The 25,562-nt window shown below is 37.5% G+C and carries 23 protein-coding genes; 16 read left to right on the top strand and 7 right to left on the bottom strand.

Annotation, left to right across the window (positions count from 1 at the left end):
- Positions 1–18: 18 nt before the first annotated feature.
- The 3 genes from FHG85_RS07905 to FHG85_RS07895 all read left to right on the top strand — a co-directional run bounded on the left by FHG85_RS07905 (position 19) and on the right by FHG85_RS07895 (position 2,277).
- Complete coding sequence (locus tag FHG85_RS07905; protein ID WP_173074689.1) at positions 19–1,182, top strand: THUMP domain-containing class I SAM-dependent RNA methyltransferase; 1,164 nt, start codon at positions 19–21, stop codon at positions 1,180–1,182.
- Positions 1,183–1,306: 124 nt separating this feature from the next.
- The gene (locus FHG85_RS07900) at positions 1,307–1,879 is read left to right on the top strand and encodes a SiaB family protein kinase (RefSeq protein WP_173074687.1); all 573 of its coding nucleotides are present in this window, start codon (positions 1,307–1,309) and stop codon (positions 1,877–1,879) included.
- 17 nt (positions 1,880–1,896) lie between these two features.
- Complete coding sequence (locus tag FHG85_RS07895; RefSeq protein ID WP_173074685.1) at positions 1,897–2,277, top strand: DUF1987 domain-containing protein; 381 nt, start codon at positions 1,897–1,899, stop codon at positions 2,275–2,277.
- Between the two features lie 54 nt (positions 2,278–2,331).
- Here the strand turns inward: FHG85_RS07895 and FHG85_RS07890 are convergent, their stop codons facing one another.
- The 3 genes from FHG85_RS07890 to FHG85_RS07880 are packed head-to-tail and all read right to left on the bottom strand — an operon-like array spanning position 2,332 to position 6,759.
- On the bottom strand, positions 2,332–5,430 hold the full coding sequence (locus FHG85_RS07890) for an ATP-binding cassette domain-containing protein (RefSeq protein ID WP_173074683.1): 3,099 nt from the start codon (positions 5,428–5,430) through the stop codon (positions 2,332–2,334).
- A 17-nt stretch (positions 5,431–5,447) separates the two neighbouring features.
- Positions 5,448–5,858 (bottom strand): hypothetical protein, encoded by a 411-nt coding sequence (locus tag FHG85_RS07885; protein WP_173074681.1) that lies wholly within the window; start codon positions 5,856–5,858, stop codon positions 5,448–5,450.
- Positions 5,859–5,868: 10 nt separating this feature from the next.
- Entirely contained in the window at positions 5,869–6,759 is an 891-nt protein-coding gene (locus FHG85_RS07880; RefSeq protein WP_173074679.1) for a putative periplasmic lipoprotein, read from the bottom strand.
- A gap of 199 nt (positions 6,760–6,958) precedes the next feature.
- Between FHG85_RS07880 and FHG85_RS07875 the strand changes: the two genes are divergently transcribed.
- Positions 6,959–9,085, top strand: a complete 2,127-nt coding sequence (locus FHG85_RS07875; protein ID WP_173074677.1) for a S9 family peptidase — start codon at positions 6,959–6,961, stop codon at positions 9,083–9,085.
- A 75-nt stretch (positions 9,086–9,160) separates the two neighbouring features.
- On the opposite strand, the gene FHG85_RS07870 is transcribed toward FHG85_RS07875, so the two are convergent.
- Positions 9,161–12,211: a basic secretory protein-like protein gene (locus FHG85_RS07870; RefSeq protein WP_173074675.1), complete on the bottom strand. Its 3,051-nt coding sequence runs from the start codon at positions 12,209–12,211 to the stop codon at positions 9,161–9,163.
- 145 nt (positions 12,212–12,356) lie between these two features.
- Here FHG85_RS07870 and FHG85_RS07865 point away from each other — a divergent pair, with 145 nt between their 5' ends.
- The 11 genes from FHG85_RS07865 (at position 12,357) to FHG85_RS07815 (ending at position 22,533) form a co-directional block, all read left to right on the top strand.
- The gene (locus FHG85_RS07865) at positions 12,357–12,611 is read left to right on the top strand and encodes a hypothetical protein (RefSeq protein WP_173074673.1); all 255 of its coding nucleotides are present in this window, start codon (positions 12,357–12,359) and stop codon (positions 12,609–12,611) included.
- A 151-nt stretch (positions 12,612–12,762) separates the two neighbouring features.
- The gene (gene surE, locus FHG85_RS07860) at positions 12,763–13,590 is read left to right on the top strand and encodes a 5'/3'-nucleotidase SurE (RefSeq protein ID WP_173074671.1); all 828 of its coding nucleotides are present in this window, start codon (positions 12,763–12,765) and stop codon (positions 13,588–13,590) included.
- Complete coding sequence (locus tag FHG85_RS07855; protein ID WP_173074669.1) at positions 13,571–13,861, top strand: hypothetical protein; 291 nt, start codon at positions 13,571–13,573, stop codon at positions 13,859–13,861. The genes surE and FHG85_RS07855 overlap by 20 nt, the downstream gene beginning before the upstream one ends.
- A 2-nt stretch (positions 13,862–13,863) precedes the next feature.
- Complete coding sequence (lpxB, locus tag FHG85_RS07850; protein WP_173074667.1) at positions 13,864–14,997, top strand: lipid-A-disaccharide synthase; 1,134 nt, start codon at positions 13,864–13,866, stop codon at positions 14,995–14,997.
- On the top strand, positions 14,994–16,181 hold the full coding sequence (locus FHG85_RS07845) for a SpoIID/LytB domain-containing protein (protein WP_173074665.1): 1,188 nt from the start codon (positions 14,994–14,996) through the stop codon (positions 16,179–16,181). The genes lpxB and FHG85_RS07845 overlap by 4 nt, the downstream gene beginning before the upstream one ends.
- A gap of 15 nt (positions 16,182–16,196) precedes the next feature.
- On the top strand, positions 16,197–16,928 hold the full coding sequence (gldF, locus tag FHG85_RS07840; RefSeq protein ID WP_173074663.1) for a gliding motility-associated ABC transporter permease subunit GldF: 732 nt from the start codon (positions 16,197–16,199) through the stop codon (positions 16,926–16,928).
- A gap of 21 nt (positions 16,929–16,949) precedes the next feature.
- The gene (gldG, locus tag FHG85_RS07835; protein WP_173074661.1) at positions 16,950–18,671 is read left to right on the top strand and encodes a gliding motility-associated ABC transporter substrate-binding protein GldG; all 1,722 of its coding nucleotides are present in this window, start codon (positions 16,950–16,952) and stop codon (positions 18,669–18,671) included.
- Complete coding sequence (locus tag FHG85_RS07830) at positions 18,658–19,626, top strand: hypothetical protein (RefSeq protein WP_173074658.1); 969 nt, start codon at positions 18,658–18,660, stop codon at positions 19,624–19,626. The genes gldG and FHG85_RS07830 overlap by 14 nt, the downstream gene beginning before the upstream one ends.
- A gap of 128 nt (positions 19,627–19,754) precedes the next feature.
- Entirely contained in the window at positions 19,755–20,885 is a 1,131-nt protein-coding gene (gene dnaN, locus FHG85_RS07825) for a DNA polymerase III subunit beta (RefSeq protein WP_173074655.1), read from the top strand.
- Between the two features lie 70 nt (positions 20,886–20,955).
- A complete protein-coding gene (locus FHG85_RS07820; protein ID WP_173074652.1) occupies positions 20,956–21,723 on the top strand; it encodes a 3'-5' exonuclease in 768 nt (255 codons plus the stop codon).
- 57 nt (positions 21,724–21,780) lie between these two features.
- Positions 21,781–22,533, top strand: a complete 753-nt coding sequence (locus FHG85_RS07815) for a methyltransferase (RefSeq protein ID WP_173074650.1) — start codon at positions 21,781–21,783, stop codon at positions 22,531–22,533.
- Here the strand turns inward: FHG85_RS07815 and FHG85_RS07810 are convergent.
- On the bottom strand, positions 22,530–23,432 hold the full coding sequence (locus tag FHG85_RS07810) for a diacylglycerol/lipid kinase family protein (RefSeq protein ID WP_173074648.1): 903 nt from the start codon (positions 23,430–23,432) through the stop codon (positions 22,530–22,532). The two genes, FHG85_RS07815 and FHG85_RS07810, sit on opposite strands and share 4 nt — an antisense overlap.
- A gap of 112 nt (positions 23,433–23,544) precedes the next feature.
- On the opposite strand from FHG85_RS07810, the gene FHG85_RS07805 reads away from it, so the two are divergent.
- Positions 23,545–24,156: a fumarylacetoacetate hydrolase family protein gene (locus FHG85_RS07805; RefSeq protein WP_173074646.1), complete on the top strand. Its 612-nt coding sequence runs from the start codon at positions 23,545–23,547 to the stop codon at positions 24,154–24,156.
- A gap of 11 nt (positions 24,157–24,167) precedes the next feature.
- Here the strand turns inward: FHG85_RS07805 and FHG85_RS07800 are convergent, their stop codons facing one another.
- Both FHG85_RS07800 and FHG85_RS07795 read right to left on the bottom strand, forming a co-directional pair.
- Entirely contained in the window at positions 24,168–25,025 is an 858-nt protein-coding gene (locus tag FHG85_RS07800; protein ID WP_173074644.1) for an HD domain-containing protein, read from the bottom strand.
- A 79-nt stretch (positions 25,026–25,104) separates the two neighbouring features.
- Positions 25,105–25,365, bottom strand: a complete 261-nt coding sequence (locus FHG85_RS07795) for a DNA-binding protein (protein WP_173074642.1) — start codon at positions 25,363–25,365, stop codon at positions 25,105–25,107.
- Positions 25,366–25,562: the final 197 nt, after the last annotated feature.

Here is a 25,562-nt window from a genome sequence, read left to right as displayed (position 1 = left end):
GATAAAGTAATTTAGGTGATGAGCGATAAGTTTCAAATGATAGCTAAAACCCTTCAGGGGTTAGAGGGCGTTTTAGCCGAAGAACTAAAGGAAATTGGTGCAGAAAATATTGAAACTGGATGTAGGTCTGTTAGCTATTACGGCACTAAAGAAACTTTATATAAATCGAACTTTTGGTTACGCACTGCATTAAGGGTACTGAAACCTATCTACGTTTTCAATGCACGCACAATTGATGAGTTTTATGGGAATGCTCGTAAGTTTGACTGGTCCTCAGTTATGGATTTGTCCCATAAGTTTGCGGTTGAAAGCGTGGTGAATTCCGAACATTTTCCACACTCACGGTATATTGCACTTAAATTAAAAGATGCCATTGCCGATCAGTTCCGTGATAAGTTTGGCAAGCGACCATTTGTCGATCCTAAAAAGCCTCATATTAAATTTCATGTTCATGTTAATAACGATGTGTGTACTATTTCTCTTGACTCATCTGGGGAGTCGTTACATCGTCGTGGATATCGTGTGGCTCAAGATGTTGCCCCAATAAATGAGGTGCTTGCTGCTGGTCTGATAAAACTTGCCGGATGGGATGGCGATTCTGTTTTTGTTGACCCCATGTGTGGCTCTGGAACAATCCTGATTGAAGCTGCCCTTATTGCTTATGGCATTGCTCCGGGCATCTTCCGTCAGCATTTTGGATTCGAAAACTGGCTTGACTTCGATGAGGAACTTCTGCAATCTATTTACAACGACGATAGCCGAGAAAGAGATTTTGAATACCTAATACTTGGCCGCGACATTTCCAAGCAGGCTATTGCTTCGGCTATGGAAAATGTTAAAGAATCGGGATTGCAACGTAAGATTGACCTAGGAGTTGCTTCTATATTCGATTATATTCCGCCTAAGGTAGAAAAGGGACTTGTTGTGACTAATCCGCCTTATGGCGAGCGATTGAAAAAGGCACAAATTGAGAACTTCTACAAGCAAATTTCGGATGTCTTTAAGAAGAACTATACGGGGTATGATGTTTGGCTTATTAGTTCAAATCAGGAAGCTCTTAAAAGTTTTGGGCTTCGCCCTTCGGCTAAGCATACACTTTTTAATGGGGCTCTCGAATGCAAATTTCAACGTTTTACAATGTATAAAGGTAGTGTGAAATCTAAGTTCAAGAATCAAAAATAGGTGGTTGTATTGCATATACTTTCTTAAAGGGAACCTTTTTGGTTCCTTTTTTTGTTTTATTTCAATAAATTCTTGGATAATTCAAGTAAAATTTTATTATATTTGTTTATAAATCATTAAAGAATTGGATAACACCACACCCGAATATACGATGAGTGAGTTTTTTTCAAAATGTTATGAAAAAATGCATAAGGGTGCTATCCTTGTAGCTTATAAAGGAGAGGTTAATTCTAATATAATTGCTGACGCCCTTGAACTTATTGAATACAAACTCACTCAAGAAGCGGTTGAAACCCCTGTAAGAAAAAAACTTTATAATGTGATGGTTGAGTGCCTTCAAAATCTTTACCATCATGTAGATACCATTCCTGACGCTGTGCAAGATTCTAGCTTCGGTGCTTTTATCATTTCTAAAATAGATAATGGGTTCTATCTTTCTACAGGTAATATGATTGAGGCAGACAAAAAATCAAATCTACAAGGTAAAATTGATAAAATTAATTCCCTCTCGAAAGAAGAGTTAAAAGAATTTTATAAATTTGTTCTTAATAATCAGAGTTTTTCCGATAAAGGTGGTGGCGGATTAGGGTTGATTGACATTGCAAAAAAGACTGGGAACAAACTCAACTATGAGTTTATTCAATATAATGATAGCTATTATTTCTTTATTCTTAGTGTGTTAGTTAATGGCCGATAATTAAAAATTTAAATATCATGGAATTAGTTAATATTGAAGGGACGCCTAAAACTCCTACTGTCATATTAAATCCTGAAACAGGAGTAATAGAAATTAAAGGACGTTCAATACCTGAAAACTCAATAGAGTTTTATCGTCCTATTGTAGAATGGCTCGATGAGTATATTAAGAATCCTAAACCAAACACGGTTGTTAATGTACAGCTAGAATATTTCAACACATCGTCATCAAAGTGTATTCTTGATGTTTTTAAAAAGTTAGAGCAGCTTAAAAAGAATCAACACGATGTTATTATCAACTGGTATTACGAGGAGGATGATGAGGATATGCTTGAGGCTGGCGAAGATTACGAATCAATAATTAAGGTTCCTTTCAAGATGATTCAAATAGTTGACTAAGTTTTATGCATCATAATTATAAGAAGGCAGCTGTTAAGGCTGCCTTTTCTTTTTTTATTCAGATTCACCCCCAAGGTTCTCCAACCATTCTAGAAATCTCTTTAGTAAGCGGAAATATAGTACAACAAAAAGAAAAATACTATTAAGCCATATAACTATCACATTAACCCATAATGTGCCAATGTAAAAACCAAAAATTGGTTTAACTGGTGCATAAAAATGGGCTCTTAGAAATTTGTTTTCTGGGAATTTGAATATGGGGTCTATTTTTTGAATTAGCTGATTCTTGTATTCTATTATTCGTTCAACCTCGCCAGAATTCCTTACAAATTCGCTTAAACTCTCATTGTGGTATTTCCTTTTATGTTCTACAAAAAGTTCCTTCCCATTTGGCCTGCTGTTCTGAAAGTTATTTATGTACCTGTCTTTTTCTGCAATAGCCTTATTATAAAGTTTGACGTAGTATACTCGTAGCTTTTCAAGAAAATGGCTTAGCTCGTTTAGGGTTTCTATTGTGATTAATTCGGGCGTTAGCAATGAAAACTTACTAAAACTTATGTGCGATGCTCTGGGTGAGGTTGTCTCTTTAGCAAGCTCGTTTTGAATTAGTTTCAACGCGTTTTTAAACTCTTCTTTTTTGCTTTTATCGTTAAAGTTTCGAATACAAAAATCAACCTTGTTTTGAATAGATTTTAACCAATAGTTACGTTTGAAATCGGAAAGGCTCATGGCTTCTTCGTATTTGTATAATGGAGCCATGTAATCATTTTCCTTAAACTGATAAACTGCAAGTGCTTCGTATGCCCAACGAGCAATTATTACTTCTCCGTATAAGGGGATTGTGTTAGGTGATGAAATTGCAGGGTTTAGCTTTTCATATTTTACAATAATGCCACTAAGAATTATTTGCGGAATTACAAGAAATGGTATAAGAATGTAAATAGTAACCACAGTTTTAAAACTATCGGAAATAACTAGGCCTAGCATGTTGGCGGAAAACCATGTGCTGAAAAGGACTAACCAGTACTCAAAGTACATTCCCCTTATTTCCATGATGGAATTTCCGATAAGAACAAATGTTAAAGCTTGAAATGCTGAAATCCCAAGTAGGATTACCACTTTTGACATTAAGAAGCTAGACCAGCTAAGATTCAAGAAGGCCTCTCGTTTGAGTATTTTCCTGTCCTTAATAATTTCTTCAGCGCTTACAGTTAGCCCTACAAATATGCCAACAATTACCGACATGAACAGGTATACGGGTAGGTTGCTATTATCAAGAAGGGTGTAGCCAATTTTATTTGAGACATCAACGTTGTAATATTTTATAATGTAGGAAAGAAGTAGGGCTAGTAATGGGGTTTCAAAAAGGTTAATAATCATGTATTGGGTATTGGCAATCTTGCTAAGGATGTCGCGCTTAACAAAAACACGAAGCTGTTTAAACCAGTTGGGTGTTTTAAAATGAATTTTGGGTAGGGGGGAACGTTTTGTTTCGTTTTTTGGAACAGTTGCTGATAGTTCTTTATAATATTCGTTCCACTCCAAGGGGCTTATTTTTCTTGCTAGAGTTGGATTTCCGTATTCATCCAGTACTTTGGACTCAACAATGTTAAAAATCTGCTCAGGGTTGACATTCCCACATACAGGGCATTCGCTTTCGTTCCAGTTTGCTTGTTGTACTTTCGATTTAAAATATATGATTGACTCTATTGGGTCGCCATTGTAGATTAAATATCCACCAGTATCCAGAATAATTAACCGGTCGAACATCTTAAATATTTCAGACGATGGCTGGTGGATTACAACAAACACCAATTTCCCTTTTAGCGTAAGCTCCTTTAGAAGGTCTAATATGTTTTCGGAATCCCTTGAGCTCAAACCCGATGTTGGCTCGTCAAGGAAAAGAATAGCAGGTTCCCTTATTAATTCAAGGGCAATGTTTAACCGCTTGCGCTGCCCGCCGCTTATTTTCTTATTAAGAGGAGAGCCAACTCGCATATTCCGAATCTCGTATAGTCCTAGATTTTGAAGGGTTTGGCATACCACCTTGTTAAGCTCTTCCTCGGTGTAATTATCAAAGCAAAGTCGTGCGTTGTAGTAAAGGTTCTGGTAAACGGTAAGTTCTTCAATAAGCAGGTCGTCTTGTGAAACAAAACCAATTTGACCTTCAACTAGTTCTTTTTGGTTGTGAATATCAATTCCATTAATTAGAATCTTTCCCTTTGAGGGCTTCTCGCTTCCGTTCAGAACATTCAGCAGGGTGGTTTTCCCTGCTCCCGAAGCGCCCATAATACCTACCAAATGCCCACTTTCCTGTGCAAACGACATGGAATGAAGCCCTGTTTTTCCGCTACGGAATTTGTATTCAATATCAATGGCTTCAAAAACAATCTTTTCCTTTATCTTATCTTGTACAAAACGGCCTACAATATCACTAAAGTAGATGGGCTTTATTTTGGAGTTACGAATTGAAGAACCATTGTTTAAAACAAAAATCTTATCCTTTGAGAGCAGATGCCCATTAATGTATAATTCGTGGTAACCATTGTAACGTAGGAAAAAGATGTTTGCAGATTCTATGAAAAGAATCTTTATCTCTTCATGCAATCCTTCAGCATAAAGGTGCTTTTCCAAATTATTTGGCGGCTCTGATTGCCCATTAATTTGAAGAATGTTAGTATGGGAGGGGATTGAGTGAAAGTCGTTAAGGATAAAATCTTTTAGATGTTCAAATTCCTTATTGGGTATATAGAATGTTTCAGCAACTGTGCTGATAAATTCCATTTCCTGTTCTGTAACGTCACCTGACTCGGGCTTTACAAATTCAAGAAGCCTGACAAGAACAACTACTTTCTGCTGTTGCTGTAGTTCTTCGTTAATCTGCGAGCAAATTTTTAGAACTCTTACTGAACTCGATGACGTGCGTTTTTTTGATTTGCTCTTCTCGCTTTGTTTCTCCTGGTAAAGGTTGTAGTAGTTGTCAAATACTTTAAGGTATTCGTTAACTAAATCAATATTAAGCTGTAGCCTTAAAAACTCTTCCACTACCTTTCGGCGATCGGTATAATCGTTGTTCTCTTGCTCGTCGGGTGAAACTGGCCGAGCAATGATTGCAAAAAGTTGCATTAACGCCTTAAGGATGGATTCGCTCATTTATTGTTATGTCTGAGTTATTGTTTGAAACCAATTAGTAGCATTACCCATCCCGGAACAAACTGTGAACTTTTCACATCAACCTGTATGATGCATGTTACTGTTGATGTGAATTTAAAGTCCCAGTAAGGAGAGTAATCGAATGATTCGTTAGTAAAAAGTAGGTTTTTTTCGGTATCGTAAACTGTAAATACAAGTTTCCCTTTTTTAGCATTGGTGCATGCAGATATTCGGTATGTATTATCTGCATAAAAGGTTGTTCTGAATTCAATTCGTTGGTCGGGTTTTAGTGCTGCAAAGTATTCTTGACCATCGCTAATGTAATTTGAGGGAAAGTTAACCTTGCAACTTTTTTTAAGGTTTTCAACTTGGGCATTAACGCCAAATTGCAAGAAAACAAAAAGAATAATTGTTATAATACGATACATAACCTGGATGTTATTCAATTACAGATTTACGAATTTGTTCAATTTTTTTGCTAATTATTTTAATGTGGTATTCTGACATTACCACTCTTGATTGGCTGTTGATTGTTATTGTTTTGTTTTTCTCATCGATAATTGGTTCTCTGTAAGAGTAGGTGTATATAACGCCGTCAAATTCATATGCGAGGTCAATTAGCTTGTCGAGTAAGTCGGAAAATTCTTGCGATTTAAAGTAGAAGGGGGTTAGAAGTTCAATAAGATTGTCCAGCGGGTGTTTTTGTTCCCCAATGCGAGTTATTAATTCCCGGTTATTGTTATTTTGGGCAATTTGTGTCATGATATACATGCTTTCAATCCAGCAGCCAGCAACAATGAGTGCACCAATATCGTAACGTTCGTTTTGTTTTAAATATAAGTCCGATGTGGCATAAGCATCGGAAAGGATTTTCATTAAAGAATCTTTTTTGTCAATGTTGTTTTCAATGCGTTCAAAAAGAGAGGGTTGAAAGGTTTCCGTAATTCCAAGCTGCTCGCTTAGTTTTTTTACAACACCAAGGCGTTGAAGTGATTCTTGTGTTTTTTCGTACATGTTTAGGTAACTCAAATCAGTTCCATAAACCCCTAAATTTAAAGCTTGCTTGAACGATGTTGTGTACTTTTGGTAGTCGTTAATGTTGTGAAGTAAGGATTCGTTAAATGGAATATCAACTTTCTGGATTATACGGGTTATTTGCCAGGGCGATGGAATTGGGAATATTGCATTTTCAACTTTAACCAGCGATGCTAGGGTGTCGGGAGAATTGCTCTCAATCGATGTTTCCTGTTTTGGTCCACTCTTGCAACCTGCAAGCAAAAAAGTAATAGCTAGTAGTGAAAATGCTTTGGTAATAAGTTTCATTCTCATTTTAAAACTCTTGTAAAATAATTTTTATGATTAATTGCAAGTAACTAAAATTTGTTGAAATATCAAATATACTACAAATGATGAAAAGCTTCGACTTTACACCCAAAAATTAAACCATTAGCTTATTAAAATTGTCTTTGATAAATAAAGTTAGCTATTTTAGCGCAAAATTAAAATGGTTTTATCTAATATGTTTATTATGAGAAGGATAATATTTTTATTTGTTTCGGTTACATTGGCAATAGTATCGTTTGCTCAAAAAGACTTATCGTTAGAGCAGGCAGTTCTTGGTCAATGGAGTGAGTTTAGGCCAAAATCGTTAACAGCCTTTAGCTGGCGACCTAATTCAACGGAATACACTTATTTGAGGAATGACACCTTGTTGGGGGTCGATGCTAAGAGTAATTCCGTTAGGAAAATTTGTTCCTTAGATGAAGTTAATGGATTACTTGAAACTTTGGGGGCTAAAAGAATTCGTCGCTTTTACCCTTTATGGGTTGATAACAAGACTATTAGAATTAGAAATTCTTCAAGTTTTGTATTTATTGATGTTGAAAACAAGAATTTGGTTGCTCAGTTCCAAATTCCCGAAGGGAGCGAAAATCATGAATTTAGCTCAGATTTGAGGTGGATGTCATACACGGTTGGGCAAAACTTGTTTTTAGTAGATGCTAAAGGAAATCAGATTGCTGTTACAAATGATTCAATTGATGGATTAGTGAATGGTCAAAGTGTTCACCGTAATGAGTTTGGAATTACAAAAGGAACTTTCTGGTCGCCAAGTGGCAGATATTTAGCATATTACCATATGGACGAAAGTATGGTGACAAGATATCCTTTAGTTGATATTACCAAACGTGTGGCCGAAGTGGATTATATTCGTTACCCAATGGCTGGAATGAAGAGCCATGAGGTAACTTTACGGGTATACGATACTCAATCAGGCAAAACAGTTGAACTAAAAACAGGTGAACCAAAGGAACAGTATTTAACCAATGTGGATTGGAGCCCCGATGAAACTTCCATTTATATTGCTGTTTTAAATCGTGGGCAGAATCACATGAAGTTCAATCGTTATAATGCTCATAGTGGGAACCTAGAACAAACCCTTTTTGAAGAGAAAAGCGATAAGTACGTGGAGCCATTAAATCCACCTTTATTTATCGACAATAATACCTTTTTATGGCAAAGTCGTCGCGATGGTTGGAATCATATTTACATATACAAAACCGATGGTTCTTTGGTAAAGCAGCTAACAAAAGGCGAGTGGGAAGTTATAAGTATTAATGGTGTTGATAAAAAGAATAAGGTAGTTTACATAACTGCAACCAAGCAAAGCCCCATTGAGAAACAAGTATATGGCGTTAGGATTAAAAATGGTAGCATTAAGCAGCTAACCTTTGATAGTGGTACGCATCGTGGCTACTTTAGCTCTGATTACAAGTATTTTATCGATTTCTATAGCTCAATAACAGTTCCTAATAGGGTTACCCTGTTTAATACCAGGGGGAAGAGTCTAAAACTTTTACTAGATGCATCAAATCCTTACGAAGGGTATAATGTTCCACTACCAAAACTAGTTACGCTTAAGTCTGACGATGGGGTTACCTTCTACGGTAGAATAATAAAACCAACTAATTTCGATTCAACTAAAAAGTACCCGGTTGTGGTGTATGTATATGGAGGTCCACACTCTCAGCTTGTTACAAATAGCTGGATGGGTGGCTCAAGGTTATGGGAAAGCTACTTGGCAAACAAAGGGTATATCCTATTTACTCTGGATAATAGGGGAACCATTAACCGTGGTGCAGAGTTTGAGCAGGTGATTCATCGCCAATTGGGAGTTCAGGAGTTGAAAGACCAGCTGGTTGGTGTAAAGTATCTTAAATCGTTACCCTATGTCGATTCTACACGAATTGGAGTACACGGATGGAGCTTTGGTGGTTTCATGACTATTACCATGATGCTTAAGGCTTCCGATGTTTTTAAAGTTGGAGTTGCAGGTGGCCCTGTAACTGATTGGAAGTTTTACGAGGTTATGTATGGTGAACGATATATGGATACCCCACAAGAAAATCCAGAAGGTTATAAAAATGCTGATCTGAAGAACTATGTTAGTAACCTTAAGGGTAAGCTTTTAATTATTCACGATGATATGGACAATACCGTTGTGCCTCAACATAGTCTTACATTGCTTCATTCATTTGTAAAGGCTGGTGTTCAAGTCGATTTCTTTATGTATCCTCAGCATCAGCATAATGTTAGGGGCAAGGATAGGGTTCACCTTATAGATAAAGTAATTAGATACTTTGAGGATTACCTATAACGATTTATTTTTGAAAAGGGAAAGGCTGCCCAATGCATGGGTAGCCTTTGTTTTTTAAGTTTAAATCATTTGGAACTACCAACCAGGCCAGAAGTTAATTCCAAATCGTGCCGATTCAAGCCCACCCAGTTGAAATGGAATGGCATAGTAGGGTTCTAGTATCATCATTCCAAAAAGGTTAATTCTGAGGCTGAGGCCTGTACTTACAAATGGTGTTCTGTCGTCTAGAGATGTTGGTTGCCATTTTAAACTTGGCTTATAATCCTTTGACCATGCTATTCCTGCATCGGCAAAAAGGGCCAACTCTGTAAACAAAGAGCCTGATTTGATTAGGCATAGCCTTTCAGGTCCTGTAAAAGGAATTCGGATTTCAAAGTTTGTCACAACAATGTTGTCGCCTGTTAGCTGGTCAACCGATACGTTTGTGTTTGATTGTCCATAGTCGAGAAATGCATTGCTATCGTATCCTCTTACGTACCAGGGATAGCCAATATATAGCGGGTAAAGCACATTGTTATCTATTGATGAACCAAACCTACCATAGTAAAGGCCACGAATGGCAAAACTGAAAGGCTTTTTGAAGAAGTACTTACGCACATCAGCCAAAGCGCCCCAATAGTTAAATTCCCCTAGGGTTTTGGAGCCTTGCAATCGCATTCTAAATCCCCTCATTGGTGATGCAATACCAAAGTCGGAGTTGTCAAACACATATGCTGCGCTCGATTGTTGCAACCAGAAACCAGGAGGGACTTCCCCCTTCCTTCGTTCTGAACCATAATAAAATCCATCGATGTAGTAGTTTGAGTAAATGTCTGAACGGTAGTAATAGCGTGCTATAGAGGAGTTTAGTTCAAAACGTTGGGTCGAAGATAAGGGGAAATACATCAATAGTCCAGTTGCTGTTTCAAACATTCTAAAGTAGATGAGTTGAATGTCTTCAATGACAACTTGATTTCCATCAATTGTTCGATGGAGTGTATCGTAACCATATTGTCCAAATGAATAAGGGATATGCGAAGCAGAAATCCCCCATGTAAGATATTTTTTCTGTTGTAGGAATGCCACCTGTCCCCCAAAGTCATAAATTTCACCATTGAGCGATAAACCAGTATAAAGCATATTTTTCCCTGTAATATCGCTAAAAAGCATTTCAACGCCACCAGCCATTCCGGTACCGTAAGGCGAAGAGCTAACTCCCATTCCAATGTTTGAAATATAATCGAGTTTAAATTTTGGTTTAAATGGAACTCTCTTAAAGGAATCAACTAGGAATGTTGGGAGATTACTATTAGCCAGATTTTTATCAACCAGTCCACTTGTTGCCCTGTTTACAGGAGGAAGTATTGAGGCGCTAAAATCAACCTTATAGGGGTCTACCTTAACTGGGTTAAAATCGGTTGTGTCCGCTGTATATATGCTATACTTGCTTTTGTAGAAGTGTGAATAAACAATCTCATCGTTTTCGCGAGCTACACTCATAGCAGGTGCAAGCGTAGTCATTCCTGATATTCCTGTTAGGATTCTTGTCATTCTATAAACATCACCTGTTTCAAGGTAGTAGCGGTATAGATTTCGATAGCCATCGCTATTTGATAAGAAGAAGATGCTTTTCCCATCGGCGGAGAACATTGGGTTTACATTATCAGCTCCAGGAAATATGTCGAACACTGTGATTTGGTTTGTGTTAACGTCGTAGGTAGCAAGGTTATATCCTGTTGAGCCATTTTTCGAAGTGCTAGAAGGTTTGTCGGTTGAAAAAACAATTCTAGTACCATCGGCCGACCAGGCTGGATGAATGTTGCACCATGGGTCGTGGGTGAGTTGCGTAACTTTTTTGGTTTTAATATCTACCGAGTACAGGTCGTTGTTGCCATTAACAAGCCCCGATACAACAATTGTTTTACCATCGGGCGACCATGCTGGATAGTTAAAAGATGGGACCCCTGGTATGTAGAACTCATCAACCAGCTTGCCTTCATATGCATCAGCAATTATGAGTTTAGCCTTACCCTTGCTGTAGCCAACAAATGCAAACATTCTACTATCGGGCGACCACGTGCCTGCCGATTCAATAAAATTAAGCGCATCAATCTCGTTCTGATGCACTACACTCGATAATCTTCTAACAATTTTTCCACTTATTGCATGGGCTAGGTATAGGTCAATTGAGAAAAGGTCTTTTTCGGAGTAAAAGGCAACATAACGTCCATCGGGACTTACTGATGGAGAAATGTTGATTTGACCTGCGTTTCTCTCAAAAAGTATTAAAGAGCCATTGGGGTTGTCAACAGAATCGGGGAGGCTTTTTTTAAAGTAATCATAATAAACCGATTTCCAAAGGGTAGAAAATGATTGTTCGGTTAAACCAATATATTTTAGTAAAGCATAGTTGTAACCACGTTTAGCGGTTTCTTTGAAAATTGGATTTATAAGGCTGTCGCCAAATGTTCTGCCAACAAACGACCAAAATGCATGTCCCCAACGATATGGGAAATACTTGCTGGGGTAATAGGTCATATCCTGAAGTGTTGGGAAATTATCATTTAAGACCGCATCGCGCATCCACATGGCGGTTTGGTAATCGTATGTGCCAAGTGAGAGATATTCGGCCATCCCTTCAACCATCCATAATGGAAGGTTTCTAACCGAATTTAATGAGGTTGAATCGCCATTAATAAGAGAATTGTATTGAAATGCGTGCACAAGCTCATGACCTAAAACATGATTGGTCTGCTGCCATGTTTCCGTAATGGGAAAAACAACCCTGTTCTTTAGAGCCTCGGTAACACCTCCTGTCCCAATTCCAATAGTCCCCGAAATTGCAGTTGTTTGTTGAAAATCGGCATGGTTGTCGTACAAAATTATTGGGTTTCTCTCTTCTATTGAATCTCTAAATACCTGGTAATGCCTGTCGTACCACTTTTCTGCTGTTAGTGCAAGAGTGTTAAGCAAGCTGTCGTTTTTCAAATAGTAGTAAATCTCAAAATTGGGTGTTTGGTATACATCAAATTTGAAATTCTTATAAATGGGTTTGTTTTTTCCAAAGTATTGAGCTTTTGTATTCTGACTTGCTATTAAGATTGAAATGATTACAAAAAAGACTTTAGTTCCATAAAAGCGATTCATAGTAAGATTTTTTTAGTAGAACTTTGCTTGCAAGGTAACTTTTTTGATGCAATTTCTAAACTTCTTTACCAAAATTTTAACTGTTAATGTTTTGAAAAGTTTTCTTTTTTAACGTAAATTTATACAAACCTAAAACAGCCACGCTATGGAAGATAAACACATTATCCTCGGTGTAAAAATTCACGATAGGGTTAAAGAAGCTGGTGAGGTTCAGAAAACACTCACCAAATACGGGTGCTCAATTAAAACTCGTTTGGGGCTACATGAGGTGTCCGATGATTATTGCAGCTCATCAGGTTTAGTTCTACTTGAACTTACTGGTCCCGTAGAAGACCAAAACAAGCTGCATGAGGAACTTCTTAAAATTCCTGGTGTAATTACGCGTAAGATGGAGTTCTGAGTATTTTAAGTTTATTCAATAAAGTAATGTTTAAGCGTAGTCGGTAAGATTACGCTTTTTTTAACACTCCCCTAATGGAGTATTAGCTTAACATAAAACATGGTATGTAAAAAATTGTATCTTTGCGAAATTCACGTATAATGCAGATAAAATGATAGAGGAAAAAGGGGGAAAACGGAAACCTGTAATTTTGGTTACAAATGATGATGGGTATAAGGCTGCTGGTATAAAGGCGCTGGTTGAAATGGTTAAACCATTTGGCAGAGTAGTAGTAGTTGCTCCCGAGGAGGCCCAATCGGGTATGTCGCATGCTATAACCATAAAAAACCCATTAAGGCTTAGTGAGAAAAGTAGTGAGGACGATGTTAGCTTTTACACAGTTAACGGCACGCCTGTTGATTGCGTAAAGCTAGCAATGAGTCAGCTTTTCTCAAAACGATTACCCGATTTGGTTGTTTCTGGTATTAATCATGGTTCAAATTCTTCAATAAGCATTATATATAGTGGTACCATGGCCGCAGCTGTAGAAGGTTGCCTATATGGTGTTCCATCCATCGGATTTTCACTTCTTGATTATAGTGAGTTCCCTGACTTTTCAGGAGCAATAGAGTATGGGCGGGTCATTGTTGAGAAGGTTTTAACCGAAGGCCTTTCTGCTGGTTGTTGCTTAAATGTTAATGTACCCGTTTTACCATTAAATTCAATAAAAGGTATCAGGTTTGCTCGTCAAAATCGAGGTACTTGGCGCGAAGAATTTGAAAAACGTACCGACCCGCGTGGTGAAGATTACTATTGGCTTACAGGATACTTTCATAACGACGAACCCAACGCTACCGATACCGATGAGTATTGGCTTAAGGAAGGGTATGTTTCGATAGTTCCAATTCAAATAGATTTAACTAATTACAAGGAGTTACAACGTTTAAAATCTTGGAGTTTAGAAGATATCAATTTGTCGCATGCAGAAAAAAATAAATAAACAGTGGCATGGTTATTTGCTAGGGCTGGCGCTGCCAGTAATAACCTTTTTTGTAATCTATCTTTCTTTGGCAGGGAGTTACAGGTTTATCGATTTTATTAAATATCTAAATTTCAAGGGAGACCTTTCTCGTGCCCTTTCGCTTGCTGTTATACCTAATTTAGGGTTGTTTTTTGTATTTATTTGGACAAACAGGCTTAAAGCTGCCCAAGGGGTTTTGGGTATAACTATTTTACTTGCATTAACTATTGTCTTGTTTCGATTTTTATAGCTATGAAATATTTTATTGTAGCCGGGGAGGCGTCGGGCGATTTACATGCTTCCAACCTGATGAAGGGGATTAAGGCCGCTGATGCTAATGCTGAGTTTCAATATTTTGGTGGTGATTTAATGCAGGCCCAGGGTGGAACTCTAGTTAAGCACTACCGCGATATGGCATTTATGGGTTTTTTAGAGGTAGTAATGAACCTTAGAACCATAAAGGCAAACATGGAGCTATGTAAGAAAAGCATTCTTGAGTTTCGGCCCGATGTGGTTATCCTTGTCGATTATCCTGGTTTTAACTTACGAATAGCAAAGTTTGCCAAACAATTTGGGTTTAAAGTTTTCTATTACATTGCACCTAAGGTTTGGGCTTGGAAAGAGTCGCGCGTAAAAACATTAAAAAAGTATATCGATAAGCTGTTTATCATTTTCCCTTTTGAGATTGAATATTTTAAGAACAAGGGTGTAGATTCAATTTATCTAGGGAATCCATCAATAGATGCAATATTAAACAAGCTGCCTAACCCTATTCCGCTAAACGATTTTTGTAACCAAAATGGTTTGCCTCAAAAACCAATTATTGCTTTAGTTCCTGGAAGCAGAAAACAGGAAATAAAGTATAATCTTCCCGTAATGTTGAAGGTTGCTGAGCGGTTTCCGGAATACCAGGCTGTTATAGCAGGGGCGCCCTCGCTCGATAAATCGGTTTATGAGCCTTACATCAAAGGGAAAGAGGTTTCAATTGTTTTTAATAAAACCTACGAGCTGCTTTCCTGTGCTACACTTGCATTTGTCACATCTGGTACTGCAACTCTTGAGGCTGCATTAATGAATGTCCCTCAGGTAGTTTGCTACAAAGGAAACTTATTGTCAATGCTTATAGCCTGGGCAGTAATAAAAGTGAAATATATTTCGTTAGTAAATTTGAATATGAATGCCGAGGTGGTTAAAGAGTTAAAACAGTACGATTTAACACCTAAGATGTTGTATTCCGAGGCTTCAGATTTACTGCCAGGTAAGCCAAAAAGGGCTAAACAACTTGAACAATATCGTAAACTAAAAGAAATTTTAGGTGAAAGGGGGGCATCGGAAAGAGTTGGCCAAAAAATTGTTGAACTTCTTAAAACCAATTTCACGAAATGAAAAAATTTGTATTCTCCCTGTTGCTTCTGTTTTTACTTTCTTTTTCAATATTTGCCCAAAAGTTAAGCGTTAGTATCTTTAATAATGTCAAATTGAGCACCATACTTGTAACCCCAACAAAAGGTGAGTATAACTTGGTTTTAGGCGATACAATAATTGGCTTAAAACCCCTTCAGATTTTATATATTAGCCGAAGCGGCGATTCAATTTTAGTAAGAGATGAGTTTAATAACTATGGTAACTTCAAAAGGGTAACCCTTGTTGGTAAAACAGGCAACGATGTTTTTAGAATTAAGCCTATAATTCCTGCTCAGGCTGCTCGAATGTATGACGATAATATAACCTTTTATGTTGATTATGATAGGGTTATGGCAATTAATCTGGTAGACAGGGAAAAGTACTTAGCATCAGTTGTGCTTGCCGAAACTGGGCCAAATAAGGAGGAGGAACTTTATAAAGCGCAAGCATTGTTAGCCCGTACTTATACCGTATCGCATGCCAATAAGCATCAGTCGGAGGGGTTTAACCTTTGCGATACCGAGCACTGCCAAGCTTATAAAGGGCGTGTAGAAAATATAGATTATATTTATGATGCAGTTCTGGATGTTAAAGATTTGATTGTTGTTGATGCCGATTTAAAACCAATAACAGCTGCATTTCATGCTAATTGTGGTGGTCAAACTGCCAATTCGGAGGATGTTTGGGTTCAAGCGTTACCATATTTGAAAAGTGTTCCCGACAGGTTCTGTACATCATCGTCCAATGCGCGATGGGAAAAGCGAATACCTTTATCGCGTTGGTATAAGTTCCTTTCAGAGCAAGGGGTTGATACTTCAAAAATAACTCGTAGCGATTTGAATTTTAATCCCAAAAATCGTCCTAAGTATTACACTGTTAAGGGGACTAAAATTTTAACCACAACTGTTAGGAAGTATTTTAAGCTAAAATCTGCATGGTTTTCGGTTTATGCAGGGAAAAAAGAAGTTCGTTTGTCGGGTAGGGGGTATGGACATGGTGTGGGTATGTGTCAGGATGGCGCCCTACAAATGGCACGTAAAGGAATGAGCTATGAGGAAATAGTGAAGTACTATTTCAAAGGGGTTCAAATTGTCAATATCTCTAAGGCAAATATCTCTACACAAACCGATTCATTAAAGGTTGAACCAAGTAGTGTTGTCAAATAGGAAAACCCAATAACCATGAAATCGATTTTCATAAGGGAAATGCAGAATTTCTTTTCATCGTTAACAGGATATGTAATTGCTATCGTATTCCTTGTTTTAACAGGACTTTTTCTGTGGGTGCTGCCTGGGTATACGAATATTCTTGACTCTGGATACGCTACCTTAGATTCATTGTTTTTGCTTGCACCCTGGCTTTTCCTATTTTTGGTTCCTGCTGCAACTATGAGAATGTTTGCCGATGAGAAAAAAGCAGGGACCATTGAGCTAATACTAACTCGACCTATTTCCGATACTGCACTTGTGGTTGGGAAGTATTTAGCTTCAATAGTTCTGGTTAGTATCATTCTTATTCCTTCTCTTATTTTTGTTTATAGTGTTGCTAAGCTTGGCAGTCCGGTCGGAAACCTTGATTGGGCTGCTACTTGGGGTTCATACATTGGACTTTTCTTTTTAGCCGCAGCATATGCATCAATTGGAATTTTTACTTCAAGTTTAACCGATAATACAATAGTTGCATTTCTCGCTTCAGTCGCATTATCCTATCTTTTTTACGATGGCATTGTTTGGTTTGCTGAACTTCAGTCGATGGAGTGGGCACGAGGTGTGTTAATTTCATTGAGTATTAGCGAACATTACGAATCGTTAAGCAGGGGTGTAATTGATTCTCGCGATATCCTTTATTTTATCAGCTTCTCATTGGTCTTTTTGCTATTAACAAGAGTAAAGTTAGAATCGCGTAAGTGGTAAACTAATATAAAATTTGCGGCCATGTCGTTTACAGTAAGTAACAGGTATCGAAGTTTTAAAAGTCTTGTAACAGTTGTTTTAGTTCTTGTTTTGTTTAATATTGTTTCATCATTCTTATATTTCCGCATCGACCTAACTGAGGATAAGCGTTATACCATACAACCAGTTACTAAACAGATTCTTAAAGGACTTGATGATATTGTTGTAATTCGTGTTTATCTTGATGGGGAACTACCAACTGGCTTTGTGCGTATGCGTAAGGCTTTAGCCGAAACCTTGAATGAGTTTAAGGTAATTGCAGGCAAAAAAATCAAGTATGAGTTTGTTAACCCCTATGAACTTGCTAACGATAAGGCTACCGATAAGGTTTTTAAACAGCTTTCCGATAAAGGTTTGAACCCAACCAATGTTCATGTAAGAGATAAAGAGGGAGCAATGATACAACGTATCATCTTTCCAGGATGCATTCTGGTCTATAGGGGTAAAGAGATGGCCGTTAATCTTTTGAAAAACAATCCCAACCTATCGGGTGACGAGAACATCAATCTTTCAATTCAAAATTTTGAGTATGCCATTATTGATGCTATAGCACAAGTTACTACTAGCGAAAAACAACGAATTGCATTTATACAGGGGCATGACGAGCTAGATGAATTTGAAACAGGCGATATCGAACGAGAATTGGCACAATTTTTTGAGGTTGACCGAGTTGTAATCAATGGCGATCCTGATGCTCTTAAACCTTATAAGGCTGTAATTATTGCTGGTCCGAAAGAGCCAATCCCCGAAGCCGATAAACTTATTATTGACCAGTACATAATGAATGGTGGACGGACATTGTGGTTTATAGACCCTGTAAAAGTTAGCATCGATTCATTGGCGGCAGGTGCAACAACTCTTGCTTTTGTTAACCAGCTCAATTTAGATGATATGCTGTTTAGGTATGGCGTTCGATTAAATCCGATGCTAGTTCAGGATTTACAATGTGCCGTTATTCCTGTAAATACAGCATTAGCAGGACAAAAGCCCAAGTTCGTTCCTGCACCTTGGCTATACTATCCGTTACTCGTTCCTCCCGATAATCATCCTATAACAAAAGGCTTAAACTTAATTGAGGCGAAATTTATTAGCCCAATCGATACCGTTGGCATGAATCCTAAGGTGAAAAAAAGTTTCCTGCTATATACATCAGCCGAATCCAAGGTTATTCGTGTTCCTGCTCTTATAAGTTTACAGCAGATTAGCGAAGGTATTGCTCGTTATGAGTTTAGAAACTCTTATATTCCTGTTGTAGCAGAGCTTCAGGGTGAATTTACTTCTAACTTTAAAAATCGGCCTTTAAAAACCATTTTGCCAGGTCGAAATATCGATTTTGTTGAGCAGAGCAAACCTACTAAGATGATTGTTGTAGCCGATGCCGATATTATTCGTAACGATATTCAACGTCGACCTAATGGAGCATATGTAATCCCGTTAGGTTACGATAGGTTTACTAACCAAACCTTTGGGAACAAGGAACTTGTTGTGAATATGGTTAAGTATCTATGCGATGATGATGGTTTACTACAGCTAAAGAGTCGAAATGTTAAGCTCCGTTTGCTCAATAGGAAAAAGGCTGTTGCTGAACGTTTAAAATGGCAGGTTATCAATACTGTTGCACCATCACTTGTGCTATTACTTTTGGGTATGGGCTGGTTTTTTGTTCGAAGAAAAAAATACACATTCGGCCATGTCAAAAAATAGAGTCTTATCATTCATCCTATTTGTTGTTCTTGTAGTATCTGCTTATATCTTTTACCTATGGTTTACAGGTAAAGACGATAGCTTCAAGGTTGAGGTGAACAAAGTTTCACGTGTTGAGCTAATCAAAGGTACCGATTCATTATTTTTAGAAAAAAATGAAAGTTACTGGCTATTGAATAAACGGCATTTAGCCGATGAAAAAGCCGTTCAATACTTTTTTGATGTTTTGGGTTCCCTCAACGTTATTTCTCCTGCAACATTAAAGGTCGATAAAAAAATAGAAGAAGTAATTCCTCTTAGTTCAGTTAAGCTAAATGCATATAAAGGCGGGTGGTTACTTCAAAGCTTTTATGTTGCTTCAATACCTGAATTTAACTACAAACCTGTTGCCCTTAAGGTTGGTGGCTATAAGCCCTATTACATAGAATCTGCTTATGCCCAAGACGATTTAATGGATTACTTTGCCGTAAATCCTAACTATTGGGTGTCGAATCGTCTTTTTATAGAACCAATTGATGCTATTGAGACCATTAATGTAACCTTCCCTGATGTTTCAAAAAGCTATAAGATTAGATTTACAGATAAAGATATCCTGATTACTAATTACAAGGGGCAGGAGGTTGATAGCTTTGATTTAGCACGTGTGAGCCGCATATATAACTCATGGGAAAACCTGAAACTTCGTGTTCCAGCCGATTCGCTCTTAAAATCAATAAAACCTGATAATTTGCTCGAAACCATTACTCTTGATTTTGCTGGTGGGAAAACATACACATTTCATTTATACAAAATTACAGGTGATGCCTACAAAAATCTTTTAGGGGAGGCGCTTAGCTACGACCCTAACCATATTCTGATAAGTACTTCCGATAATCGAATACTTTTAGGAACTTATTATCACTTTCATTTTATTTTGAGCCACATAGATGATTTGATTGTTAATAATCGGAATTAGGTTAGCGTTTATAAGTATTTTTTTGTAATATTGAAGTCCTTTTTGTCAATTTTAAAAAATTGATATTCAGAGTGTAGTTACTATTTTGTATTGAAATTAAAGGAAAACAAAACTTAAAATAAAGCGATATGAAATTTGTTGTATCTAGCACCATGCTATTAAGCCACTTATCGGTGGTGGGCAGGGTAATTAGCAGCAAGAATACCTTACCAATTCTTGACAACTTTCTTTTTAACTTGGAAGGTAATGAGTTGGAAATCACTGCCTCCGACCTAGAATCGACCCTGAAAACAAAGCTCACTCTTGATAACGCATCGGGTGAGGGTTCAATCGCGATACCTTTCAAAATTCTTATCGACACCCTCAAAGAATTTTCTGAACAGCCCTTAACATTTGATATTGATACTGGTTCGCAGTCGATTGTTATTCATACCGAAAATGGTCAGTATAATATTGTTGGCCAACCAGCCGATGATTTCCCAAAACAGGCAGAGCTTAGCCCTGAGTCTACTACTGGCATTAAAGTTTCGGCCGACATTCTGCTTAACGGTATTACTAAAACCATTTTTGCAACTGCCGAGGATGAGATGCGGCCAGTTATGAATGGAATTTTTGTTGAACTTACCGAAGAAGGCATTACTTTTGTCGCTTCCGATTCCCATAAGCTGGTTCGTTACCGTAGAAAAGATGTTGAAATAGATAACTTTGCATCATTTATACTGCCTAAAAAGCCTGCAAACCTATTAAAATCAATCTTGGTTAAAGAGGCTGGTGCTGTAAATGTGGAATTCGACAAAAAGAATGCTCGTTTTGTAATGAGCGGTTATACATTAGTTTGCCGCCTAGTTGAGGGCGAATACCCAAATTATAGTGCCGTTATTCCAAACGATAATCCTAACAAGATGATTATCGACAGGGTAGAGTTTTACAACTCTGTTCGTCGTGTTTCCATTTACTCAAATGCTGCAAGCAACCTTATTAAATTAGGTTTAACTTCTAACCAGTGCGAAGTATCTGCCCAAGATATCGACTTCTCCGTTTCAGCTTACGAAAAGTTAACCTGCGATTACCAAGGTGATGAAATGGAAATCGGGTTTAAATCGGCTTTCTTAGTTGAAATTCTTGCCAATCTTTCATCTACCAATGTGGTTCTTTCCATGTCCGACCCATCTCGTGCTGGGCTGCTATTCCCCCATGAGAACGAAAATCCCGATGAGGATGTATTGATGCTTCTGATGCCAATGATGGTTGGCGCCTAATAAAAGCAATGACTTCCCCGGACATTACGCCCGGGGAAATTTATTTTTCAAATATTTTATTCTGTAAACAATGAGTTTGAACATTAAAAATCCGTTAATCGTTTTTGACCTTGAAACCACTGGGATTGATGTTGCCAAGGATCGTATAGTTGAAATTGCAACCCTTAAGATTTTTCCAAATGGCGATAGAGAGTCTAAGGTGCGATTGATAAACCCTGGAATACCCATTCCCCCCGAAGCTACAGCAGTGCATGGCATAACCGATGAGGATGTGAAAGATGCCCCAACATTTAAGGAGATAGCCAAATCGCTTGCTAATTACATAGAGGGTTGCGATTTTGCTGGATTCAACTCCAATCGCTTTGATTTACCTTTACTTGCCGAGGAGTTTTTGCGTGCTGGGGTTGATGTTGACCTTAAAAAACGCAAGTTTGTTGATGTTCAAACCATTTTTCATAAAATGGAAAAGCGAACCCTGGCTGCTGCCTATAAATTTTATCTTGATAAGGAACTCGTAAATGCCCACAGCGCTGAGGCCGATACCCTTGCAACATACGAAATACTTTGTGCTCAAGTTGAACGGTATCCCGAACTGAAAAACGATATAGATTCCCTGTCAGAGTTTAGCTCATTTAATAGAAATGTTGATTTTGCTGGTCGTATTATTCTAAACGAGAAAGGTGTTGAGGTTTTCAATTTTGGCAAGCACAAAGGAAAACCGGTTCTAGAAGTCTTTAAGAAAGAGCCAAGCTACTACTCCTGGATGATGAATGGCGACTTCCCCTTATATACCAAAAAGGTTTTGACTGCACTTTATCTTAAATTAAAGCAAGAATAATTTTTAACATTGGTTAGCTAGTGCTATATTTAAAGCCGAATTTAAAGGCAATTTAATATGGCACTTTTTGAAACATTCCGACGTCAAGGGGATTTCTTATTCAGATATCGCAGCTATCTCCCTGTTTTGCTTATTTTTGCTGGTCTTGGATATTATGTTTATCTGCATCTTGTTGATTCTTATAGTTTTAGCACATCCTACTTTTTGGGTTGTTTTATTGTTAGCTTAATAGGATTAGCTATTAGGGTTATAACTATTGGGTACACTCCCAAAAATACTTCTGGTCGAAACACACAAACCCAAGTAGCCGACACGGTTAACAAAACCGGAATGTATTCACTTGTAAGGCATCCACTTTATCTTGGAAATTTTTTCATGTGGTTTGGGCTGTCGTTGCTGACACAAAGCATTTGGTTTAATGTGTTCTTTCTAATGTTCTTTTGGCTTTACTATGAACGCATAATGTATGCCGAAGAAGCCTTTTTACGTGGCAAGTTTGGTGAGGAATATCTTAACTGGGCTAATAGTGTACCTACGTTTATCCCAAGAAAGTTCAGATGGCGGTCACCAGGTCTTTTCTTTTCAGTAAGGAATGTTATAAAACGTGAATCGATAGGTCTTTTTAAACTTGTGTTGCTTTTCTTCGTGTTTCAATATCTTCATGATGTGATTACTAATGGGGGGAAGCCTTTTGAACTTAGCACATGGGGAAAATATTGGTTTGTGGCTTTTATTGTTACTGGTGTTGTATATATTGTTCTTCGCACATTGAGGAAGAAAACACGACTTCTTGATGTGGAAGGCCGTTAAGGAACAATAATATTAAGCCCCTGCTTTACTATTTTTATTTTGATTTTTTGCCCCATTATTGTAGGCTCACCATCATAGTGAACAACGTCCTCGCGTTTTCGCTTTATAACTACTTTCGACGCTTTTCCTGTTCGGAGAACAGTACTCTTATCAATCGTTTTTGTGAAAAGCATGGCTCCAACTGCTGGGGCTTGTAGGATATTTATGGGCGACATAATTGCTAAATCAAGTAAACCATCCTTCATATCTGCATTTGGGGCAATGTATGCATTATTGCCATATTGGGAGGCGTTGGCGCAGGTTATCAGAAAAGCTTTTACCTTAAACTTTTCGCCACCATCAATCTTTAGCTTGTATTTCTTAGGCTTGTAGTTTATGAAATCTTGCAAGGCAACCTTTACGTAATTAAAAAAACCTCTTCCTTCTTGCTTGGCAAACCTGTAGCCTATGTGCGCATCGAAACCTACTCCGCAGGTGCAAAAAAATGGTTGTCCATTTACAAGTCCATAATCAATCTTGTCAACCTTTAGCTGGTTAATTATTCTTATAGACTTTTCTACATCAATGGGTATTTTTAAGTGCCTGGCTAAACCATTACCAGAACCTAAGGGAATGATGCCCATCACGCAGTCGGTGTCAACAACTGCACTGCCTACCTCGTTAACTGTTCCATCCCCACCAACCGCAACAAAATATTTAAATCCCTCTTCTCGCTTTTCTTTTATTATTTGAATTGCATCGCCTTTTTTTCTAGTAAAGAGTATTTCTGGCTCAAAAATATCCAGATCAACGTTTGTGTTTATTAAGTGTAAAATATTTTCCTTTCCCCTTGTTCCAGATATGGGATTGATAATAAAAAGAATTTTTTTTCGTGATAATATGGAATCTGTTTCTGTCATTTGCGTTTGTTTAGACTTGCAAAGGTAAAACCATTTTTAGTTACTGCAAAAACTGATAATCCAACTCTTTTAGCTACATTTGAATGTTTAGGGTAGAAAAAATTGATTTAAGATGAAGATTATTTGTATAGGTCGAAATTATAGGGAACATGCAAAAGAGTTGAATAATGAGGTTCCTGAAAAACCAGTTTTTTTTATTAAGCCCGACAACTGTTTGCTACGTAATAATCAACCATTCTTTTATCCCGATTTTACAAACGACCTGCACTACGAGCTAGAGGTTGTTTTAAGAATAAACAGATTGGGCCGAAGCATTAATAAAAAATTTGCTCACAGATATTACGATGCTATAACCTTGGGTATCGATTTTACAGCCCGCGATTTGCAACAGGAGTGTAAACAAAAAGGATTGCCTTGGGAGATGGCTAAGGCTTTTGATTATTCAGCCCCTATTGGACCCTTTATTCCCAAAGAGGATTTAGGCGATTTAAACAGCTTGGATTTTTATCTTAAAAAGAATGGCGAGATGGTTCAACATGGCAATACTGCTGATATGATATATGGTTACGATGAGCTAATTGAACACGTTTCGAAATTTGTTACCTTTAGAACAGGCGATCTGCTTTTTACGGGTACCCCAAGTGGCGTTGGGCCAGTTAAAGTTGGCGATAGGTTACAAGCCTATCTGGGTGAAAGGCTAATACTTGATTTTTTTGTGAAGTAATTGATTGCTTTTTAATATAAAAGTGCCTTTGTTACCTCAAGTTCTCCTTGTAAGCATTTGAAAAAAGTAAGCGGGTAGCTAGCCGTTAACGAATCTTGCGCAAAATCAATAGTTGTTTCAATTGATTTTGATTGCTCTATGAGTTGCTCGTTTAAGATTTGAACTACTGCATATGCACTGTCTGGTGATTTTTTGTCTTGTGAAATTTCACCATCAAGTTTAGTGAAAAAGTCCATCGTATCTTTATATCGCTTTTTTTGACGAATTGAATATTTGGCAAGTGATGAGTATGCGTTTAAAAAGTTGGTGAACCTATTCCGTAAATTGACTATTACTTTACGTGGCATCTCTTCCATTGGGATTCCTCTCTTGAGGTAGATCTCAATATATCTAAAAACTCCTATATATCCTAAAGCATCAAGATCATCGGCAGTTGAAACCAGCAGCTCAAGGTTTAGCATTTCATAAGGCGATTTGACAGAGCGATTCTTAACCGATTTATCATCGTGCAGCGTAATTGCATTTAGAATTTCTTCCTTGCAGCTATCGCTAATATCTTTGTTGATGGATAAATACTTATCGCACAGCTTTGCGCCTTCAGCACCGTGTTTTTCGTCTAAGGTACGTGTTAAACCAGTATCATGAAATAGGCTAGAAATTAAGGAGTTTTCAATTGTTTGAGAAGTGATTTCCAGCCCTGCCTTGTGAAGTTCTATTAGTAGCCCTCTGCAATGTAACCAAACACGGATGTGATGATTTAAATCGTGCGAAGGAAGCGACACATTTTCATATAGCTTAGATAGGTGATCAATAATTCTAGATATATGCTTTTGCTCAACAGCATGTATTTGGTTTAGTAATTCCTCCATGAGTTTAATAAGGTTTAAAATGCAAAAAAATAAAAAAGCAGGAATAATTTCCTGCTTTTACGTTAGAAATTGATATTTGTTAGGCCATTTCTTTTGATTTCTCTATAATCTCATATGCGATTTCTAAAATAGTAGTATCATCAAGTATAACAATTCCACCATCAGGTCCTGGCTCCAAATGGAACCCTACGGCTCCACCTTCCTTATAGTTTGTCCCACCAAAATAATTGCGGACAGTTTCAACATTAACGTTCAACCTGTCCGCAATTACCTGCATGCTACCATCAGGAAGGCTATCTTTAACCCTCCTGAGTTCATTAAATGTGATTGTCTTCGTCATAATTACAGGGTTTTTTAAAAATTTTTACACCTTAAATATACCAAAATTTAGCTAAAGATTAAAATGATAATGTTGTTTTTTAATGTTAAAAACATACAAAATACACTTTAATAGTATACGTTTTTTCTTTGTTATGGTTCTATAAGGAGATGTTTTTATTGTTGATTTATAGATTCATTCTAACAGAACAGAAATGA

The sequence above is a fragment of the Tenuifilum thalassicum genome, assembly GCF_013265555.1.
Classification (GTDB): Bacteria; Bacteroidota; Bacteroidia; order Bacteroidales; family Tenuifilaceae; genus Tenuifilum; species Tenuifilum thalassicum.
This window is presented reverse-complemented; position numbering and strand designations above follow the sequence as displayed.